We start from the raw sequence: 18,818 nt of genomic DNA, 5'->3' as shown, positions 1-18,818 counted from the left end.
TCAGCTGTAGAAGGCGGGGCGGTCGGCGAGTTCCACCTCGACGCGGCGGCCCTCGGTCTGGGCGCGGATGCCCGCCTCGCAGACCGCGGCCACGGCATAGCCGTCCCAGGCGCTGGGGCCGGTGACCTCGCCGCGCCGGGTGGCGTCGACCCATGCCTGGACCTCGCGGTCGTACGCTTCCTCGAACCGCTCGACGAAGCCGGGGGTGACCGTGCCGCCCCAGCGTCCGCCGGTGCTGACGAGCATGTCGTGTCGGTCTCCGATGCGGGCGGTGCCGTGCTCGCACACCGCCTCGGCCTGGACCTGGTAGCCGTAGCGGGCGTTGACGTAGATCTCGACGTCGACCAGGGCGCCGCCGTCGGTTTCGAAGACGACGAACTGCGGATCGGCCAGCCCTTCGGGCGCGTTCCCGGAGGGCCGCGGCCGCAGCACCGTGACGGACGTGATCTCCTGGCCGAGCAGCCAGCGGGTGATGTCCATCTCGTGGGTCACGGAGTCGTTGATGAGCATGGCGCTGGTGAAGTCCGGCGGGCAGGACGGGTTGCGGTGCCGGTTGTGCAGCATCAGAGGCCGGCCCAGTTCTCCGCTGTCCAGCAGCGCTTTGAGCTTGATGTACTCGTGGTCGTAGCGGCGCATGAAGCCCACCTGCACCCGGCGGTGCCCGAGCCGCTGCTCGGCCTCCAGTACGCGCAGGGCGGAGGCGGCGTCGGGGGTGAGGGGCTTCTCGCACAGGACGGGCAGGTCGTGCTCGAACGCGGTGAGCAGTGCGGCCTCGTGGGCGATGCCCGGGGAGGCGAGCAGCACCGCGTCGACGTCGGGTGAGGCCATCGCTTCGGCGACGTCGCCGTAGGCCGCGCATCCTTCGACGTCGTCGGCGACCGTCTTGGCGCGATCGATGTCGACGTCGACGACGGCGGCCACATGGGCGCCGCTGGTCACCTCGCTGATCCGGCGTACGTGGTCGGCTCCCATGCGACCGGCGCCGATCACGGCGACTCCGATAGAGGCGTGCTGGGTCATGTGATTCCTTGCCTGGGGGTGGGGCGGCGGTGACGGTCAGCCGTGGGCCGGCCGAACCCACATGGGTCCGGCCGTGCCCCGGGTCGTACGCGTCACCGTGTTCCCTTGGCGGCGAACGTGGCGACGGTTGCGACGTTGGACTTGTCGACGAAGGCCGGGCCGGTCAGCACGGGCGCCACGCCGCCGCCGCTGTAGTTGCCGTTGTTCTTGTAGAGCCAGAGGGAGTCGACCGCCAGGTAGCCCTGCAGATAGGGCTGCTGGTCGACGGCGAACTGGATGCTGCCGTCCTGGATCGCCTTCACGAGTTCCTTGTTGAGGTCGAAGGTGGCGACCTTGGCCTTGCTGCCGCCGTCGGACACCGCCTGCGTGGCGGTCAGTGCGACCGGGGCGGCGAGGGTGACGACGTAGTCGATGGAAGGGTCCTGCTTGAGTTTGGCGGTGATGGTCGACTTCACGGACGGCATGTCGGCGCCGTTGACGAACAGGTTTTCCGTCGTGCCCGAGAAGCCCTTCTTGACGCCCGCGCAGCGTGCCTCGAGGGCGACCTGGCCCTGTTCCTGAATGACACAGGCGACTTTCTTGGCACCGAGGGAACTCAGCTTCTTGCCGACCGCCTCGCCCGCGACGGTCTCGTCCTGGCCGAAGTACTCAAGCAGGCCCTGCTTCTTCCAGTCGTCCACACCGGAGTTGAAGCCGACCACGGGTATGCCGGCCTGCACCGCCTTGGCCACGGTGGCCTTCATGGCGTCGGGCTTGGCGAGGGTGACGGCGATGCCGTCGACCTTCTGGTCGATCGCGTTCTGCACCAGGTTGGCCTGGTTCCCTCCGTTTGGGTCCGAGGTGTAGATCAGCTTGACGTTGTCCTTCGCGGCTGCGGCCTGGGCGCCCTTGCGGATGGTGTCCCAGAACGTGTCACCGGGGACGGCGTGGGTGATCATCGCGATGGTCATGCGGGGCGTGGTGGCCTTGCCGGCGGAGACGCCACCGGCGCTCTCCTCCGACTTCTTGCCGCCCGAGTTGCTGGAGCAGCCGGCGAGTGTCAGGACTGTACTGGCGGCCATGGCCACCAGGATGGTGAATCTGCGGGAGCGGGAGGGAAGCGAGCGGTTCATTTCGGCACCTCACTGTGCTGACTTGCGGGAAGGGGAGATCCACCGGCGGGACGCCACACATCCCGTTGCGGGTCGGACGGGGAGCTACTGCGTGGCTGGCTGTGCGGCTCGGGGTGGGGATCAGAGAGTGAACGCGGCGCGGAACCGCTCCATGGCGGTGTGGCTGTCGCCGGAGGGCCATGCCTCCAGGGCGACCGTGCCGTCGTAGCCGAGGTCGGTAAGGGCGCGGGCGACGGCCGGATAGTTGATCTCTCCGGTGCCGGGTTCGCAGCGGCCGGGCACGTCGGCGACCTGGATCTCTCCGATCAGGCCGACGCCGTGCGCGCGGCGGATCAGCTCGATGAGGTTTCCCTCGCCGATCTGGGCGTGGTACAGGTCCAGATTCATCCGCAGGCCGGGCCGATCAACTGCCGCAACCAGGGCGAAGGTGTCGTCGGCCCGCGCGAACGGGACACCGGGGTGGTCGACGGTGGTGTTGAGGTTCTCCAGGGTGAAGGTGACGCCCGCGCTTTCGCCCAGTTCGGCCAGGCGGGTGAGCGTGCGGTGGGCGGTGATCCACATCTCGCCGGTGGCCTCGCCGGTCACCGGCACCACGGGCAGGCCCTCGCCGTCCAGGCCGGTGCCGTGCAGGTTGAGCCGGGGGCAGCCGAGATGCTCGGCGGCCTTGATCGATTCCTCGGCTGTGCGCAGGAGTTCGGCTGCGCCGTCCGGGTCGGTCAGGGTGCCGCGGATGTAGCCGGTCATCGAGGAGAACTCGGCGGGGGTCTGGGCCAGTGCGTTCAGGTCGTGACGGGTCCAGTTCCAGATCTCCACCTGGAAGCCGGCCTCGTGGATGCGCCGGGCCCGCTCCTCGATCGGCAGGTCGCGGTAGACCATCTCGGCACAGACCGCCAACGTGTACATCGCAGCTCCAGGTTTATAACGTTCTAAGAGAACAGGAGCAGTACGCCAGGCGCCGGGCAGCCTGTCAAGGGTTTGTGCGGACATTCGATTTATAACGTTGTAACAACGCTGACCAGTGCGTGTCCTGCTTGGCCCGGTCTACGATCACCTCGGAGAAGACCCTCGATCAGGAAGGCCGACGGTGCCATCGCGCTCTGCCGTCCCGGACGGAAAGCGGCCGACACTCAGCGACCTCGCGGCGCGGGCAGGTGTCTCCGTGCCGCTTGCTTCCATGGTCATGCGCGGTGCCAAGGGCCCCAGCGCGGCAAGTCGCGAGCGGGTGCTGCGGGCCGCGCAGGAAATCGGCTACCGGCCGGACAGCAGGGCCCGCCTCCTGCGCAGCAGCCGCTCGCACCTGGTGGGAGTGCAGTTCGACCTGCGACAGCCCTTCCATGCCGACATGGTTGAGGCGCTCTACGCGGCGGCGGGGGCGGCCGGCTATCAGATCGCGCTCAGTGCCGTCGCCGCGAGCCGCAGCGAACAGGAGGCGGTGGAGACGCTGCTCGCCGACCGCTGCGAGGCGTTGATCCTGCTCAGCCCCCATGCCCCGGCGGCCCGGTTGGCGGAACTCGCGGCGCAGCTGCCCGTCGTCTCCGTGGCCCGCCGGCTGCGTCCGCTCGCCGAGGGCGTCGACGTCGTCCGCGCGGCCGACGACGAGGGCGCCCGCCAGGCGGTCGACCACCTCGTGGCACTGGGCCACCGCGACATCGTCCACATCGACGGGGGCAGGGCGCCGGGCGCGGCCGACCGGCGCCGCGGCTACAAGTCGGCCATGAAGCACCACGGCCTTACCAGCCACGTCCGCCTCGTGCCGGGCGGGCTGACCGAGGACCACGGCGCCGCAGCCGCCCGGACACTCCTCACCGACTCCTCCCGCCCCACCGCCGTCCTCGCCTTCAACGACCACTGCGCCATCGGCGTCCTCGACACCTTCCTGCGCGCACAGATCCCGGTGCCCGACGAGATCTCGGTCGTCGGCTTCGACGACAGCCACCTCGCCCGCCTCGCCCACGTCCAACTCACCACGGTCGGGCAAGAAGCCCGCCAGCTGGCGCGCCGGGCCGTGAGCCGGGTCGTCGCCCGGCTGGAGGGCGGGGCGACGGACGACGAACGAGAAGTCGTCGTCACACCCCACCTCGTCATCCGAAGCACCACCAGGGAGCCTTGCCGCTCCTGACCCGCGCTGCTCCAGTCCCGGCTCGTTCTGGTCGAAGTTCTACCGCGACCCCGAGGACCACCCGCGGCTGTCCGCCGAGGAACCCGCCTGCATCCAGGCGGACGCGCGGTCAAGGAGGCAGGTCAAGCGGACGAGCGCGCGGCCGGCCGTGCCGCGCGGCCCGACGGCGACCCGCGGGAATCCGGGTCCAGCTCGCCTACCAGTCGCGGGCGGCGCTCCGGAAGACGTCACACACCCGGATCACGTCGGGGTTGGCCTCGGCGCCCGGCCGCTGCACGAGGAACAGGGTATTGAGCGGCGCTTCTTCTGCTTCGTGGAGGAGCGTGAGGCGGCCGTCGTCGAGGTAGTCCTGGCACAGCGAACGGGGCAGCACACTGACGTAGGCGCCCGCGTTGACCGGTGATGATGGCCGCCGGCCTCGCGGCGGCCCTGCTGTTCGGCTTCGGCATGACCGCCTGGTACGACCGCAAGGGGCTGCACCGCATCCCGGTCGAGACGAAGCCTGAGAGGGCGTTAAGTCCGTTTCTGGTAGCGGCCACGTCCGGGCTGGGTGAGGAATCCCTGGCCACCACGGTGACGCGTGGCGAGCTATTCCGGGCGCTGCTGCTCCCCACCTGGTTCGCCCACCGCCCTCACCGCCGTCCGCCAGGCCGCCGTGACGGCGAGGTGGGCGGCCGTCGTACCGCTGTCGATCTCGGCGGGGAGACGCAGCGGTGCGCCGAGGTGGACGTGGCAGCGCGGGCGGCGGACGGGTGCCGTGAGGGTGCCGGCCAGCTGCTTCGTGGCGGAACCCGAGGCGATCCGCCGGGCGCCCGCGTGACCGACCGGCACCACCAACGCCCCGGACGTCCGAGCGAGACGGGCAAGCCCGGTGCGGAACGGCTCGGGCGGAGCGCAGGCGGCGTCCTTGCGGCGCGGCAGCCCGCCCTCGCCGTAGAGCAGCACGTGGCGGCCGCCCGCGAGCGCCTCGGCGGCGGCGTCGAGGGCCTGCGCGGCATGTGCCGTACGGCGGTGGACGGGGATGTACCCGGCACGGGTCAGGGCCCGTCCGAGCAGCGGGACGCGCCACAGTCCCGCGGTCGCCAGGACCACCGGCTCCAGGTCGAACCGCCGCAGGGCGGCGATGACGACCGCCGGGTCGGCCAGGGAGTCGTGGTTGGCCACGAAGATGGTCCCGGCGGGCAGGCGGAGCCTGATCTCGCTGGTGACGGTGAGCCGCCCGAAGAGCGGCGTCAGGGCGGTGGCGGCACGGCTGAGCACGGCGAGGCCTCTCTGGGGCGGCGATGGGGCCCTCAGTGTCCGTCGCGACGGGAGGACGGCGCCTGAGTACGGCTACTCAGTTCGGTGCACCGCGGAGCGGTGTCCCCGGCCCGCTCGGGGGCATCCGGACAACAACTACCCCGAAACAACGACGACCCCGAAACAACAACGACCCCGAACGACCCGACTCCCGAAGGGACGGACACCGTGCTGGCCATCATCGCGGCGGTGGCGTTCTTCTTCGCCTTCCTGATCAACGCGGCGGAGATCTCGACCAACGACACCTTCACCTCCACCAACGTCATGCTCCTCGGACTGACCCTGCTCGCCCTCCATGTCGCCGGCATCGGCAGCGGCTGGGGGGTCCGCGGCCGCAGACGCTGACAGCGGCCGGGGGAACCCGCCCCGCGACCTCCGACCACCTCCGGCCCCCCGGACGGTGCGGTCGAATCGCGTCGGACACCCCCGGCCCGTACTCGCGGACGACCCTCGCCACAGGGAAAGATGGGGCCGCAAGCCTTTGGCCAACCGATGTGGAGGAGCGGGCACATGCAGCACGAGCGAGCGGGCGGGCCGGCCGGCCCCGAGGACCTCGTCGACGTCGCCCGGCTGGTCACGGCGTACTACGCGCTGCACCCGGACCCGGCCGACCCGGGGCAGCGGGTGGCGTTCGGCACGTCAGGACACCGCGGTTCGTCCCTGAACACGGCGTTCAACGAGGACCACATCGCCGCCACCAGCCAGGCCATCTGTGAGTACCGCACCGCCCAGGGCACCGACGGCCCCCTCTTCCTCGGCGCCGACACCCACGCCCTGTCCGAGCCCGCGCGGGTCACCGCACTGGAGGTGTTCGCCGCCAACGAGGTGACGGTGCTCATCGACAGCGCCGACGGCTACACCCCCACCCCGGCCGTCTCGCACGCCATCCTCACCCACAACCGCGGCCGCACCACGGGCCTCGCGGACGGCGTCGTCGTCACCCCGTCCCACAATCCGCCCGCCGACGGCGGTTTCAAGTACAACCCGCCCAGCGGCGGCCCGGCCGGCTCCGACGCCACCTCCTGGATCCAGGACCGCGCCAACGAGATCATCGCGACCGGCCTCAAGGACGTACGCCGCATCCCCTGCACCCAGGCCCTCGCCGCCCCCGGCACCGGCCGCTACGACTTCCTCGGCACCTACGTCGCCGACCTCCCGAACGTCCTGGACCTGGACGCCGTCCGCGCGGCCGGCGTCCGCATCGGCGCGGATCCGCTCGGCGGGGCCTCCGTCGCGTACTGGGGCCGTATCGCCGAAGAGCACCGGCTCGACCTGACCGTGGTCAACCCGCTCACCGACCCCACCTGGCGATTCATGACGCTGGACTGGGACGGCAAGATCCGCATGGACTGCTCCTCGCCCTACGCGATGGCCTCCCTCATCGACCAGCGCGACCGCTTCCAGATCGCCACCGGCAACGACGCCGACGCCGACCGGCACGGCATCGTCACCCCGGACGCGGGCCTGATGAACCCCAACCACTACCTGGCGGCCGCCATCGCCTACCTGTACGCCCACCGCGAGCAGTGGCCCGACACCACAGGCATCGGCAAGACCCTGGTGTCGTCCTCCATGATCGACCGCGTCGCCGCCGACCTCGGCCGCCGGCTCGTCGAGGTGCCCGTCGGCTTCAAGTGGTTCGTGGACGGCCTGGTCGACGGCTCGCTCGGCTTCGGCGGCGAGGAGTCGGCCGGCGCGTCCTTCCTGCGCCGCGACGGCTCGGTGTGGACCACCGACAAGGACGGCATCATCCTGGCGCTGCTCGCCTCCGAGATCACCGCCGTCACCGGCAGGACCCCGTCGGAGCACTACGCCGACCTGACCGCCCGCTTCGGCGCACCCGCCTACGCCCGCATCGACGCCCCCGCGACCCGGGAGGAGAAGGCACTGCTCGCCAAGCTCTCGCCCGCCCAGGTCACCGCGGACACCCTCGCCGGGGAAGCGGTCACCGGCGTGCTCACCGAGGCCCCCGGCAACGGGGCGGCCATCGGCGGCATCAAGGTGACCACCGCCAACGCCTGGTTCGCGGCCCGTCCCTCGGGCACCGAGGACGTCTACAAGATCTACGCCGAGTCGTTCCAGGGCCCCGACCACCTCCGCCAGGTGCAGGAGGAGGCCAAGGACGTGGTCATGGCGGCGCTCGGCGGCTGACCCGGGCGGGTCGTCGGAGGTTGTTCAGGCGACGGCGACCCGGAACGCGCCGTCGCCCCCGCCCGCGTCAGCCACACGTACCGCTCCTCTCGCACCAGCCGCAGCGCCACATGCGCGCAGCCGGGGCAGACTGCGGTGAGGCCGGGCTCGGGGCCGTAGACGTGCAGTTCGGCGAGCGGCCCCGAGCGTGCGGGTGGGCCCGCATCATCGCCGCCAGCGGGACGACCCCGGAGCCGCCCGCGACCAGCAGTACCGGTTCGGGCCGCCCGGGCCGCCACACGAACCAGTTCCCGAGCGTCCCCGCACCTCCACCTCCACCCCGACCGGCAGCGCGTCGGCGAGATACGGCGAGACCTCCCCGTCGGGCACCGCCTGCACGCCCAGCTCGATCCGGTGACCGTCGGCGGGCGCGGCGAGGGAGTAGCCGCAGACGGCCTGGTAGCCGTCGTCCGCGGTCAGGCGCACGTCGACGGGCTGGCCGGGCAGATGGCCGGGCCGGCCGGGGACGGTGAGGGCCAGGGTGCGGGCGGTGGCGTTCTGCGGGCGGCGCTCCAGGAGCCGCGCCCGGCGCCGGACGACGACCACGCCCGGCGCCGGACGACGACCACGCCCGGCGCCGGATAACGACCACGCCCGCTCGCCCCAGTCGCATCAACTGCACCAGTGCACCAGTGCGCTGCTCGCGCTACGGGTCGCCGTAGCGGTGGCAGCCGACTCTCTCCCAGAAACCGGTACCACCCAGGCCCCGGCTCGTCGCGAGGCTGGACCGGCCGCGCGGACGCGGATGGCCTGCGCGCGCACGGCCCCTGGTCCGCCGGCGCACGGACCGCGCGGCCGGTGGCCCTGCCTCTCCACCGGCACCGTCAGCCCACCGACTAGGTGGCTATCATCCTCTAAACGTAAAATGTGACGTTCGCCCCGAAGGGGCCATCGTCCTCCCCGGAGTGATCCATGTCCCGCAAGCGCCCCACGGACGACGGCGACGAGCTGCTGGCCAGGCTCGGTTCGCTCACCGCCCAGGCGCGCGAACGCGCGGAACTGCAACGCTCCCGGGTCGAGCTGGCCATCGCCCTGCAGCGCGGCATGCTCCCCAGGGACCTCCCCACGGCCCGCGGATACCACCTCGCCGTCCAGTACGCGCCCGCCTGCCACGGTCTGAACGTGGGCGGCGACTGGTACGACGCCTTCACGATGCCCGACGGCCGCATCGGCCTGTCCGTCGGTGACGTCCAGGGCCACAACATCGAAGCCACCGCCTTCATGGGCCAGGTCCGCGTCGGCCTGCGCGCCCTCGCCTCCGTCACCGGCGAGCCGGGCGAACTCCTCGCCCGGACCAACGATCTGCTGCTGTCGCTCGGCAGCGACCTCTTCGCCACCTGCACCTTCATGCGCCTCGACCCGGTCACCGGCGTCCTGGAGAGCGCCCGGGCCGGCCACATCCCCTGCGTCTGGGCCACCGCGGACGGCAAGTCCGGCGTCGCCGAGGACGAGGGCGGACCGCCCCTCGGCGTCCAGGAGGGGACGGAATACCCCGTCACCCGCTACCGGCTCACCAAGGGCGGGGTGTTCGTCCTGCTCACCGACGGCGTCGTGGAAGGACCCTCCATGAGCGCCGAGGAGGGCCTCGAGGAGGTCGTACGGCTCGCGGGCAGCGCCGCCGTCGCGGGGATGCAGGCCGGCTCGCTCGCCGCCGCCGTGATCCAGGGGGCCGAACGCGTCGGACACGAGGACGACGCGGCCGTCCTCGTCGTGGGACACGACGGGATCCCGGGGGAGTACGGGCGCCGGGTTCAGCCATAGGGCCGGACGCCACGCCTCTCACCTCGCCGACGGCGCCGCGCCGGTGTCTCATGGCTGCTGTGGTGGCTACCAGCGATCTGCGCCGTCCGGCCGTCTTCGCCGTCGAGACGGTGGCTGTCGCCCTCTGCTACTACGCGGCCGGGCGGCTGGGCCTCATGCGGGAACTCGTCGTCGAAGGCGCGGTCTTCACTCCCGTCTGGCCGCCCTCGGGCGTCGCCGTCGCCTGCCTGCTGATCTTCGGACTCCGGTCGGCGGCGGGTATCGCCCTCGGGGCGCTCCTCGTCATCCTGTCGCTCACCGCGTTCCGGCCGGTCGTGCTCTGCACCGTGGCGGGCAACACGGCCGCCCCCGTCTGCGCGTACCTCATGCTGCGCAAGGTGGGCTTCCGCACCGACCTCGCCCGTTTACGGGACGGTCTCGCCCTCGTGTTCCTGGGCGCACTGACCGCCATGCTGCTGAGCTCCACCACCGGCGTCGGCCTTCTCGTCGCCATCGGCAAGCTGGCCACGGACAGCTTCTGGCACGTGTGGCTGGCCTGGTGGGTCGGCGACGCGATGGGCGTCCTGCTCGTCACCCCCGTCCTGCTGCTCCTCCCCGCCCTCCGCCGGCCACCACCCCTGGCCCGCTGGAAGGAGGCCGCGGGTCTGACCCTCATCACCCTCGGCGTCGTCCCCCTGGCCACCCACAGCCCTGTCAGCCTGCTCTTCCTCGTCTACCCGCTGCTGGTCTGGGCGGCCCTGCGCTTCCGGCTCGCGGGCAGCATGCTGTGCGCCCTGTTCACCTCGGTCCTGGCCACCATCGCGGCCACGGACGAGGTCGGCCCCTTCGCCGGGCTGACCCGCGTCGAAGTCATGATCAAGCTACAGGCCTTCAACGGCACCATGGCCCTGACCGCCCTGCTCCTCTCGGCCGTCATCACCGAACAGCGCAACACCAGACGCTCGGTGGAACGCGCCTGCCAGGAACTGGTCGAGGTCCTCGAACACCTCACCGCCGGAGAGCCTGAGCACGGACGGCCGGTGAAGGAAACCGACCGGCTTCACCCGCGGGACAATCCGCGGAGCCCCTGACCCACCGGGCCCGCGAACGGCACGTCGGTCGTGCGCGACGACTTGACGTGTACTTGGCACAGTGGCTTCATGGGAGCGCTCCCATCCCTCTTTCTGATGCCTGAGTTTCTGGCGCTCACTCCCTGGAGTCGCAGTGAGAAGAGCAAGAAGCACGACACGAAAAAGGTTCCTGCCCGCCCTGGCCACCCTGCTCGGACTCGCCGTGGTCGCCGGGCTCTTCGCCCCGGCCACCGCCCAGGCCGCCCCGTCGCCGCGCACCCGCGCCACCGGCCTCCACATCAGCGACGGCCGCCTCCTGGAGGGCAATGGCAACGACTTCATCATGCGGGGCGTCAACCACGCCCACACCTGGTACCCCGGCGAGACGCAGTCGCTGGCCGACGTCAAGGCGCTGGGCGCCAACACCGTCCGCGTCGTTCTCTCCAACGGCCACCGCTGGACGAAGAACAGCCCCGCGGACGTCGCCAACGTCATCGCCCAGTGCAAGGCCAACCGCCTCATCTGCGTCCTGGAGGTCCACGACACCACCGGCTACGGCGAGGAGGCCGCCGCGGGCACCCTCGACCAGGCCGCCGACTACTGGATCGGCCTGAAGGACGTCCTGGCCGGCCAGGAGAACTACGTCATCGTCAACATCGGCAACGAGCCCTGGGGCAACACCAACCCGCAGGGCTGGACCGACCCGACGATCGCCGCGATCAAGACGCTGCGCAATGCCGGCCTCGAGCACACGATCATGGTGGACGCCCCGAACTGGGGCCAGGACTGGCAGGGCGTCATGCGCGCCAACGCCCGGTCCGTCTACGACGCCGACCCCACCGGCAACCTGATCTTCTCGATCCACATGTACAGCGTCTTCGACACAGCCCAGGAGATCACCGACTACCTGAACGCCTTCGTCACCGCCGAACTGCCCCTCCTGATCGGCGAGTTCGGCGGACCCCCCGACCAGTGGGGCGACCCGGACGAGGACACCATGATGGCCGCCGCGCAGCAACTGCGCCTCGGCTACCTGGCCTGGTCCTGGAGCGGCAACACCGACCCGATCCTCGACCTGTCGATCGACTTCGACCCCACACGGCTCAGCTCCTGGGGCCAGCGCATCTTCAACGGCGCCAACGGCATCGCCCAGACCGCCAAGGAGGCCACCGTCTACGGCGGCGGCAGCCCCGGCGACACCCAGGCCCCGACAGCGCCCGGCACCCCCAGCGCCTCCGCCGTGACGGCCACCTCCGCCACCCTGACCTGGGCCGCGGCCACCGACAACGTCGGCGTGGCCGGCTACGACATCGTCCGCGTCAGCGGCGGCACCGAGACCAAGGTCGCCGCAGCCACGACGAACACCGTGACCCTGACCGGCCTCACCGCCGACACCGCGTACACCTTCGCCGTCTACGCCCGAGACGCGGCCGGGAACCGCTCACCCCGCTCGGCCACGGTGAACGTCACCACCGACGAGGGCGGCGGCACACCCGGCGCGTCCTGCTCCGTCGGCTACCGCGTGGTGGGCGAGTGGCCCGGCGGCTTCCAGGGCGAGATCGCCCTGCGCAACACCGGTACCGCACCGGTCAACGGCTGGACGCTCGTCTTCGCCTTCGCCAACGGTCAGACGATCAACAACATGTGGGGCGGGACCCCCACCCAGACCGGCGGCACGGTCAGCGTCATCCCGGCCTCCTACACGTCGACGATCCCGGCGGGTGGCTCGGTGACGCTGGGCTTCATCGCCGCCAAGGGCGCCACGAACACCGCGCCGGCCTCATTCACCCTCAACGGATCCGCCTGCGCCACTGCCTGACGTCCCTCTCCGCTGACCGGCGAGACCACTCGGCCTTCGCCGGTCAGCAGCAGGTCCCGGGTCACCGGCGCACCGTGGTGAGCGTCGCGAAGACGACGACGTTGCCCTGGTAACCGTCGTTCTTGACGTAACCGCCGCCGCAGGTGATGACCCGCAGTTCGGGCCGGGCGGAGCTGCCGTAGACCTTCTCGTCGGGGAAGGTCTCCTTCTTGTAGACCTCCACGGCGTAGACGGTGAACACGGCCGTGCGTCCGTCCGTCCGGTGGATCTCGATCCTGTCGCCCTTGGCCAGGGCGCCGAGCTCGTAGAAGACGCCGGGGCTGCCGGTCGGCATGTCCACATGCCCGGTGATGAGGGCTGTCCCCGCTGAGCCGGGCGCCGTGCCCCCGCTGTACCAGCCCGCGAGGCTGGGGTTGCCGGCGGGCGGGGGCCGCAGCGCCCCTGTGGCGTCGAGCCCCAGCTTTGTGAGAGGGGCGTGCACGTGGATGGCGGGGATCCGCAGCGAGACCGGCTCCGCGCGGGGCAGCTGCGGGACGGCGGGGCGCGTCGCTGAGGCGGTGCGGCTGGGCGTGGGGCCTGGCGGGGCGGAGAAGGACTGGCCGCTCGACGGCTGCGGTGGCTGTCCGTCGTGCCCGTCGTGCATCGCGCCGAGAACCAGCACGGCACCTGTCACGAACGCCATGGTCAGATGCTTGGTCGAAGGGGTGAACGAGGGTGGGGGAGCGCTCGTCCTGTGCCCGGGTTCCATCGCGGTTGAGCCTCCGGCTTGCGGCGGAGTGAGAAGCATCCTCGCGGCCCCCGGAGGTGCATGCGGTCCCGGGGGCCGGTGCGGCGGGAATCGTGCGGTCAGGTCTGATGGCTGTTCGAGCGGTGGCGCATCCTCACCAGCCACCCGGCGCCGGCTGCGGCGATCAGCACGCTGCCCAGAACAAGCTGTGTATCCGAATCCGTGGCGTCTCCGAAGCCGGCTTCGACGGCGCCGTTCGGCTGGCGGCTGGTGATCTCGTAGGTATCAGTGAGCTTGATCCGTGGTGGGCACTTGAGCGTGACCGTGTCGGTGCGGTCCTCGGTCCCTTCCGGGACCGTGAACCGGCCCTTGAGCTCGCCCTTGTGGTCGCCCTCGAAGAGGTGGAACTTCCCTCCCGCCTCCGACTCGCCCTTGCCGTAGGTCACGTCCTTGCCACAGGCCGTGGTGCTGACGGTGACCGTGGAGCCCGGGGAGGCCTTCCCCGGGTGGATGTCGACGCCTGAGTCACCAGCGGCGACAGCGACCGGGGTCTGCAGAGCCAGGACACCGATGATCAGGCCCATACCCACGCCAATATGTGTGTTTCGCAAGAGAATCCTCCAACGGAGCAGTGTCCGGCCTGTCTGCGCGGCGCCTCTGTGGTGCTCCACTGATGAGGCAACCGACACCCCGTCACCTCCGCAACATGACGCACCGACACATGCGTCACTCGGGCAGCCGCAATGACTGCTTCCGCATGAACGTTTACGCAGGTCGCAGGAGCAGAGACGGCCGCAGCCGGAGGAATCGCCGGAGGACAGCGAATGGGCTAACGAGCCCACACACGGTGGGACATGACAGGCCGACAGACGAAGGGGACACAGTGGAAGCGGAGGTGGGCCAGGTGGGCCAGGTGGGGCCCACGACCTCGGCCGACGAGCCGTCCGCAGGCACGACTTTCCGTGGGGTCGGCCCGGCCGGCCGGCCGGGCCGTCGCGGTCGCTGCGGCGTCCCGCACGAGGAGGACTGACGACTCGTCACCTACGGGATCGAGACCTCGGTTCGACCGACGGGGGCGTGGTCGTCCTGCGGCTCGCCCCCGGTCCGGGACGGCGCGTGGTCGCTCATTCGGGCGCCTCCTGCCGGTGCGGACGGTCGGCCGTCGCCGCGAAGGTCTGCCGGCTCTGCTGCGTGTGCAGGCGCTCCAGGGTGCGCAGCTGATCGTGGGCACGGTCCAGCAGGCCGTCCAGCTCTCCGGTGTCGAGGCGTCGGTCCTGGGCGGCCAGGCGGCGCAGCACCTCCCAGACGGCGGCCTTGCCCGTCACGCCCGTGCGCAGCAGCTCCAGCTCCACCAGGGGGGTGAGGGGGGAGCGGCGTATCAGACGGCCGTTGCTCTTGAGCCGGCCCGCCTTCTCGGCCAGGTGGCCCACGACCACCTTGTACCGGCGTACGGGGACGTCGAGCCGTCGCATGATCTCCAGGAGGCTCGCGCGGTCCTGGGCGATCTCGCCCGCCAGCGGGCGTACGGCCGCCGCGAGCGCCGAGTCCTGCTCCGACTCGGCCAGGTAGCGGGCCCGCTCGACACCCGCTGTGGCACCGGCGAGGTGGTCGTTGAGGTAGATACCGAGCAGGTCGGGACGGGTGCCCTGCGTTTCCAGGGTGTGCATCGGGCTGTCCTCTCGTGGACCGGCGCGGCGGCCGGACCCTGTCGGCCGACGGCCATCGGGTGTCTGACACCGGCCGAGTGATCCCGAACGGCTCCGCCACACATCGCCGTCCCCGCTGACGGTCCCGACGCACCCTGCACGTCGTCCGCCCGTACGGGCGCCGCGCCTCGGACGGCTCAGACCGTGCCCGTGATGTTCCGGAAGGACGTCGCCAGCCTGCCCAGGTCGACGCCTTCGAGCCGGTCGAAAAGATGGCGCCGGACGCTGGCGACGTGGACGGACTTGGCCTTCTCCAGACGGGCGAGGCCGGCGTCGGTGAGGATCGCGTGGAAGGAGCGGGCGTCCTCGACGGACTGCTCGCGCGCGACCAGCCCGTCCGCCTCCAGGCGCCGCACGGTCCGGCCGAGCGCGGAGGGGGATTGCTGCACCAGTTCGGCCAGGTCGCTCAGGCGCATGGTCCGCTCCGGTGCCTCGGCCAGGAACATCAGTGTGATGTATTCCGTGTGACTGAGGCCCTCGGCCCGGCGCAGATCCTCGTCGAAGGCGCGCATCAGCGCGGCCATCGCCGGCCGGAGCGCTCTGATCACGGCCTGTTCCTCCGCGGTGAGCGGGGTGGTGTCGTCGCTGTCGGGCATGTCCCCACCCTACGGTTGCTTACTTGTGCACGCAAGTTTATGGTTGCTGGCGCAAGCAAATAATTGCTCGACGCGAGAGGCTCACCATGGCCACCACCCACTCGGGTGCCGCAGCCCGCCCTCACACCCACCACCGCACCCCCGAACTCCACCCCACGGGAGTCCTGATCCTGCTGGCCGGCGCCTTCCTGCCGATCATGGACTTCTTCATCACCAACGTCGCCCTGCCCAGCATCGACACCTCCCTGCACGCCTCGCCGGCCTCCCTGCAACTGGTGATCGCCGGATACGGCGTCGCCTACGCCGCCTTCCTCGTCCTGGGCGGCCGCCTCGGCGACCGCCACGGCCGGCACCGGCTCTTCCTCACCGCCCTCGTCGCCTTCGTCCTGGCCTCACTGGCCTGCGGCCTCGCCCCGAGCGTCGAGGTGCTCATCGCGGCCCGCATCGTCCAGGGAGCCGCGGCCGCACTGCTGGTCCCCCAGGTCCTGGCCACCTTCCACCACGCCCTCGAAGGCGAGCGCAAGGCACGTGCCCTGGCCCTGTACGGCGCGACCTCGGGCATCGCCGCGGTCGTCGGCCAACTCGTGGGCGGCCTCCTCGTCAGCGCGAACATCGCCGGCACCTCCTGGCGGCCGATCTTCCTGGTCAACGTGCCCATCGGGCTGGTCGTCCTGCTGGTCGCGGCCCGCATCGTGCCCGACACCCGCTCGCACCACCCCGTCGGCGTCGACCTGCCCGGCACCGTCCTGTTCGCCGCGACGCTGGTCGCCCTCCTCGTCCCGCTGACCGAGGGGCACGCGCTCGGCTGGCCCTGGTGGACCTGGCTGCTGCTCGCCCTGGCCGCCGTCCTGGGGGTCGTCACCCACCTCGTCGAGAAGCGCGCCGAACAGCGCGGCGAGATCCCGCTCCTGCCGCCGTCGTTGCTCCGCCTGCCCTCCATGTCCCGCGGACTGGTCATGGTGCTGGCGTTCAGCATCGGCTTCGGCGCGTTCATGTTCGTCTTCGCCCTGACGATCCAGGACGGGCTGCACGCCGACGCCCTCCACGGCGGCCTGGCGATCCTCCCGATGGCCCTGCTGTTCTTCGCCGGATCCGTTCTGGCCCCGCGGCTGCTCACCCGCTTCGGACGGGCCGCGATGTCCGCGGGCGCCGTGGCCCAACTCGCAGGCCTGGCCTGGCTGGTCGCCGTGCTCCTGATGGACTGGCCGCACGTCGGCCTGTGGACCATGGCCGCACCGCTCGCCCTCGCCGGAGCCGGCCAGTCCATGCTGTTCGCCGGCCTCTTCCGCAGCGTCCTCGCCGACGTACCCGCCCACCTCGGCGGCATCGGCGGCGGCGTACTGATCACCCTGCAGCAGAGCGGGCTCGCCCTCGGTGTGGCCACCCTCGGCACCCTCTACATCGGCCTCGCCCCGCACGGCGTGTCGCACGCCTTCGCCACCGTCGAGTACGTGCACATGGCCATCGTCGCCCTCCTCGCCGTGGGCGCCGCCGCACTGCCCCGCCTCACCCACGCCACCGTCGACACCCCCGTCGTCGACGCCTGAGGATCGTCCACCGCCGCTCCCACCCTGCCTCCGCCTCTTTGGATCAATCTCGCTGCACAGGGGTTGTCCTGACATTCGACCCGCGCCTAGGGTCGGTGGCGTGCAAGCGCTTTCTGGGCGTCCTGCCCGGGCGCCCCGCCGCTCAGCCACACATGGCCACCACCCCCCACTGGCCCCTAGGAGCGCGCATGAGCATCCGCGTCCGTCACACCCACGGCGACCACATCGCGGTCGAGGCGGCGAACGGCACGGAGATCCTCCGGTACGTCTACCGCCCCGACCCCGACGCCTTCGAGTCCCGCAAGCCGTACGCCCACCCGGTGCGCACCCTCGCCGGGCGCACGGTGACCGGCTACCGCCCGAACGACCACCGCTGGCACAAGGGCCTGCAGATGACGGCGAGCCACCTGTCCGGCCAGAACTTCTGGGGCGGCAACTGCTACGTCCACGGCCAGGGCTATCTGGCCCTGCCCGAGCGGGTCGGCTCCATGCGGCACGACGGCTTCGCCGACCTCACCGTCGAGGACGACCGGCTCGCCTTCACCGAGGAGCTCACCTGGGTGGAGAACGGCGGTGAGGAGTGGGCGCGCGAGGGGCGTGGTCTGACCGTCCACGCGGTCGACGAGGAGGCCGGCGCCTGGACCCTGGACTGGTCGATCCGCCTCACCAACATTCGCGGCCAGCCCCTCACCTTCGGCTCCCCCACCACCGCGGGCCGCGAGCTGGCCGGCTACACCGGCCTGCAGTGGCGCGGCCCGCGCGACTTCACCGGCGGCACCGTCTTCGCCCCCGACAGCGACGCCGACGCCGGGAAACTCATGGGCACCCAAGGTCCCTGGCTGGCCTTCACCACCGAGCACGACGACGTCGACGGCCACTCCACGATCGTCTTCGCGCACGCCCCCGAGAACCTCGACGACAAGGCGGCCATCCACGAGTCGCACTGGTTCGTGCGCTCCGAACCGATCCCCACGGTCGCGTTCTCCTGGGCGTTCTTCGAGGAGTTCGAACTGCCCCCGGGCGAGTCCTTCGCCTACCGCTACCGGGTCGTCTTCGCCGACGGCGCCTGGGACCGCGACCGCGTCGCCACCCACCTGGAGGGCCTGCCGTGGTGAACGAGCCCAAGCCCACCCTTCCCCACCCGCTTCCCGGCGCCGTCGGCCTGTCCCACCTCAGCGCCTACGACTGGGAGGCCGCCGACGGCGTCTGCGGCGGCAGCCCCCACCTGCACCTGGTGTGCACGGAGGCGTACGTCGTCACCGCCGGCCGCGGGGCGGTGCAGACGCTCAGCCCCGACGGCTACCGGGACATCCCCCTCGAACCCGGCTCCATCGCCTGGTTCACCCCGGGCACTGTGCACCGCATGGTGCAGGGCGGAGACCTGCGCATCACCGTCCTGATGCAGAACAGCGGCCTGCCCGAAGCCGGGGACGCCGTCTTCACCTTCCCGCCCGAGGTCCTCGCCGACCCCGAGACGTACGCGGCCGCGGCAACGCTCCCGCCCGGCACCGGCCCGGAGACGGCGGCCGCCGCCCGCCGCCGCCGAGACCTCGCCGTCGAGGGCTACCTCACCCTGCGCGAGGCCCTGGTCGCCGGCGACAACGGCCCGTACCTGGAGTTCCAGCGCGCGGCCGCCCGCCTCGTACGCGACAAGGTGCCCACCTGGCGCGAGCTGTGGCGGGCCGGCGCCCTGGCCACCGCCGAACGCACCGGCGCCCAGCTCGACGCGCTGGCCGACGGCGAACCGTCGTACCTCTCCGAGGCCACCGCGCACGAGGCCGCCCCCACTCGGCTCGGCGGCTTCGGCATGTGCGGCCGCAGAGACGAGTACACGCTGCCCGGCACGACACTGCCGTACCACGGCGCATAGCCC

General features: G+C 71.4%; 19 protein-coding genes and 1 pseudogene. 9 read left to right on the top strand and 11 right to left on the bottom strand.

The window, feature by feature from the left end; all coding sequences use genetic code 11:
- The 3 genes from IE263_RS13705 to IE263_RS13695 form a co-directional block, all read right to left on the bottom strand.
- Positions 1-1,020 carry a Gfo/Idh/MocA family protein gene (locus IE263_RS13705; protein ID WP_189935942.1) on the bottom strand — a complete coding sequence of 340 codons (1,020 nt, stop codon included), beginning with the start codon at positions 1,018-1,020 and terminating at the stop codon, positions 1-3.
- Between the two features lie 92 nt (positions 1,021-1,112).
- Positions 1,113-2,132, bottom strand: coding sequence for a sugar ABC transporter substrate-binding protein (locus tag IE263_RS13700; protein ID WP_189935940.1), 1,020 nt, complete (start codon positions 2,130-2,132; stop codon positions 1,113-1,115).
- Positions 2,133-2,252: 120 nt separating this feature from the next.
- Entirely contained in the window at positions 2,253-3,035 is a 783-nt protein-coding gene (locus IE263_RS13695; RefSeq protein ID WP_189935938.1) for a TIM barrel protein, read from the bottom strand.
- 181 nt (positions 3,036-3,216) lie between these two features.
- Here IE263_RS13695 and IE263_RS13690 point away from each other — a divergent pair, with 181 nt between their 5' ends.
- On the top strand, positions 3,217-4,251 hold the full coding sequence (locus IE263_RS13690; protein ID WP_189935934.1) for a LacI family DNA-binding transcriptional regulator: 1,035 nt from the start codon (positions 3,217-3,219) through the stop codon (positions 4,249-4,251).
- Between the two features lie 196 nt (positions 4,252-4,447).
- Here IE263_RS13690 and IE263_RS13685 read toward each other — a convergent pair whose 3' ends face one another.
- Positions 4,448-4,624 carry a LysR family transcriptional regulator gene (locus tag IE263_RS13685; RefSeq protein ID WP_189935932.1) on the bottom strand — a complete coding sequence of 59 codons (177 nt, stop codon included), beginning with the start codon at positions 4,622-4,624 and terminating at the stop codon, positions 4,448-4,450.
- 215 nt (positions 4,625-4,839) lie between these two features.
- Positions 4,840-5,511 carry a lysophospholipid acyltransferase family protein gene (locus IE263_RS13680; protein WP_189935929.1) on the bottom strand — a complete coding sequence of 224 codons (672 nt, stop codon included), beginning with the start codon at positions 5,509-5,511 and terminating at the stop codon, positions 4,840-4,842.
- Between the two features lie 207 nt (positions 5,512-5,718).
- On the opposite strand from IE263_RS13680, the gene IE263_RS13675 reads away from it, so the two are divergent.
- Both IE263_RS13675 and pgm read left to right on the top strand, forming a co-directional pair.
- Positions 5,719-5,895 carry a hypothetical protein gene (locus tag IE263_RS13675; RefSeq protein WP_189935927.1) on the top strand — a complete coding sequence of 59 codons (177 nt, stop codon included), beginning with the start codon at positions 5,719-5,721 and terminating at the stop codon, positions 5,893-5,895.
- Between the two features lie 165 nt (positions 5,896-6,060).
- Positions 6,061-7,701, top strand: a complete 1,641-nt coding sequence (pgm, locus tag IE263_RS13670; RefSeq protein WP_189935924.1) for a phosphoglucomutase (alpha-D-glucose-1,6-bisphosphate-dependent) — start codon at positions 6,061-6,063, stop codon at positions 7,699-7,701.
- Here the strand turns inward: pgm and IE263_RS50005 are convergent.
- Positions 7,614-7,979 carry a DUF6510 family protein gene (locus IE263_RS50005; RefSeq protein WP_373311981.1) on the bottom strand — a complete coding sequence of 122 codons (366 nt, stop codon included), beginning with the start codon at positions 7,977-7,979 and terminating at the stop codon, positions 7,614-7,616. The two genes, pgm and IE263_RS50005, sit on opposite strands and share 88 nt — an antisense overlap.
- Positions 7,871-8,286: pseudogene (locus tag IE263_RS13665) on the bottom strand (FAD-binding oxidoreductase); the annotation flags it as partial. The pseudogene IE263_RS13665 and the gene IE263_RS50005, both read right to left, overlap by 109 nt.
- A gap of 366 nt (positions 8,287-8,652) precedes the next feature.
- On the opposite strand from IE263_RS13665, the gene IE263_RS13660 reads away from it, so the two are divergent.
- From IE263_RS13660 to IE263_RS13650, 3 genes are all read left to right on the top strand, one after another.
- Complete coding sequence (locus IE263_RS13660; RefSeq protein ID WP_189935922.1) at positions 8,653-9,501, top strand: PP2C family protein-serine/threonine phosphatase; 849 nt, start codon at positions 8,653-8,655, stop codon at positions 9,499-9,501.
- A 50-nt stretch (positions 9,502-9,551) separates the two neighbouring features.
- Positions 9,552-10,571, top strand: coding sequence for an MASE1 domain-containing protein (locus tag IE263_RS13655; RefSeq protein WP_189935919.1), 1,020 nt, complete (start codon positions 9,552-9,554; stop codon positions 10,569-10,571).
- Positions 10,572-10,704: 133 nt separating this feature from the next.
- On the top strand, positions 10,705-12,369 hold the full coding sequence (locus IE263_RS13650) for a cellulase family glycosylhydrolase (RefSeq protein ID WP_189935916.1): 1,665 nt from the start codon (positions 10,705-10,707) through the stop codon (positions 12,367-12,369).
- Positions 12,370-12,430: 61 nt separating this feature from the next.
- On the opposite strand, the gene IE263_RS13645 is transcribed toward IE263_RS13650, so the two are convergent.
- The 4 genes from IE263_RS13645 to IE263_RS13630 form a co-directional block, all read right to left on the bottom strand.
- A complete protein-coding gene (locus IE263_RS13645; RefSeq protein ID WP_189935913.1) occupies positions 12,431-13,051 on the bottom strand; it encodes a class F sortase in 621 nt (206 codons plus the stop codon).
- A gap of 164 nt (positions 13,052-13,215) precedes the next feature.
- A complete protein-coding gene (locus tag IE263_RS13640) occupies positions 13,216-13,680 on the bottom strand; it encodes a sortase (RefSeq protein ID WP_229910986.1) in 465 nt (154 codons plus the stop codon).
- Between the two features lie 540 nt (positions 13,681-14,220).
- Entirely contained in the window at positions 14,221-14,763 is a 543-nt protein-coding gene (locus IE263_RS13635) for a hypothetical protein (protein ID WP_189935907.1), read from the bottom strand.
- Positions 14,764-14,939: 176 nt separating this feature from the next.
- Positions 14,940-15,398 carry a MarR family winged helix-turn-helix transcriptional regulator gene (locus tag IE263_RS13630; RefSeq protein WP_189935903.1) on the bottom strand — a complete coding sequence of 153 codons (459 nt, stop codon included), beginning with the start codon at positions 15,396-15,398 and terminating at the stop codon, positions 14,940-14,942.
- 86 nt (positions 15,399-15,484) lie between these two features.
- On the opposite strand from IE263_RS13630, the gene IE263_RS13625 reads away from it, so the two are divergent.
- The 3 genes from IE263_RS13625 to IE263_RS13615 all read left to right on the top strand — a co-directional run bounded on the left by IE263_RS13625 (position 15,485) and on the right by IE263_RS13615 (position 18,815).
- A complete protein-coding gene (locus tag IE263_RS13625) occupies positions 15,485-16,945 on the top strand; it encodes an MFS transporter (RefSeq protein ID WP_189935892.1) in 1,461 nt (486 codons plus the stop codon).
- A 188-nt stretch (positions 16,946-17,133) separates the two neighbouring features.
- The gene (locus tag IE263_RS13620) at positions 17,134-18,060 is read left to right on the top strand and encodes a DUF6807 domain-containing protein (RefSeq protein ID WP_189935890.1); all 927 of its coding nucleotides are present in this window, start codon (positions 17,134-17,136) and stop codon (positions 18,058-18,060) included.
- Positions 18,054-18,815, top strand: coding sequence for a cupin domain-containing protein (locus IE263_RS13615; protein WP_189935887.1), 762 nt, complete (start codon positions 18,054-18,056; stop codon positions 18,813-18,815). Before IE263_RS13620 ends, IE263_RS13615 begins: the two co-directional genes overlap by 7 nt.
- The last annotated feature ends 3 nt before the right edge of the window (positions 18,816-18,818 follow it).

The organism is Streptomyces aurantiogriseus, assembly GCF_014649375.1.
Lineage (GTDB): Bacteria > Actinomycetota > Actinomycetes > Streptomycetales > Streptomycetaceae > Streptomyces > Streptomyces aurantiogriseus.
Note: the sequence above shows the minus strand (reverse complement) of the source record. Positions and strands in the feature narration are given on the sequence as shown.